Source organism: Streptomyces antnestii (genome assembly GCF_004005495.1).
Lineage (GTDB): Bacteria > Actinomycetota > Actinomycetes > Streptomycetales > Streptomycetaceae > Streptomyces > Streptomyces antnestii.
Genome location: NZ_RZYA01000070.1, coordinates 1 through 637, shown reverse-complemented (window position 1 = coordinate 637; position 637 = coordinate 1). Strand labels below are relative to the sequence as shown.

At 68.9% G+C, this 637-nt stretch carries 1 pseudogene; it reads left to right on the top strand.

What is annotated here, in order from left to right:
• Positions 1-626, top strand: a pseudogene (locus tag EOT10_RS41000) (IS5 family transposase); the annotation flags it as partial.
• Positions 627-637 lie beyond the last annotated feature (11 nt).

Here is a 637-nt window from a genome sequence, read left to right as displayed (position 1 = left end):
TTCGGATCAGGCATGACCTGCTGGCGGCGTCTGGCCGCGTGGAACGAGGCCGGCGTGTGGGACCAACTGCACGCGGTGCTGCTGAAGGAACTGCGGTCGAAGAACCAGCTGGACTGGTCGCGGGCGGTGATCGATTCTTCCCACGTCCGGGCGGCCCGGCGGGGCCCAAAAGCGGGCCCAGTCCGGTCGACCGCGCACGTCCGGGCAGCAAGCACCACGTCATCACGGACGGGCAGGGCATCCCGCTCGCGGTGTCGCTGACCGGTGGCAACCGCAACGACGTCACGCAACTGCTGCCCCTGCTCGACAAGATCCCACCCGTCGCCGGCGTCGTCGGACGCCCACGACGCAGACCGGACATGCTCTTCGCCGACCGCGGCTACGACCACGACAAGTACCGGCGGCTCGTCTGGCAGCGCGGCATTCGCCCGGTGATCGCCGAGCGGGGCCAGCCGCACGGCACCGGCCTGGGCGTCTTCCGTTGGGTGGTCGAGCGGACCATCTCCTGGCTGCATGGCTTCCGCCGCCTGCGTATCCGCTGGGAGAGACGCGACGACATCCATGAGGCTTTCCTCGGCCTCGCCACCTGCCTCATCACCCACCGCCACGTCCAGCGCCTTTGTTAGGACCTCTAAGA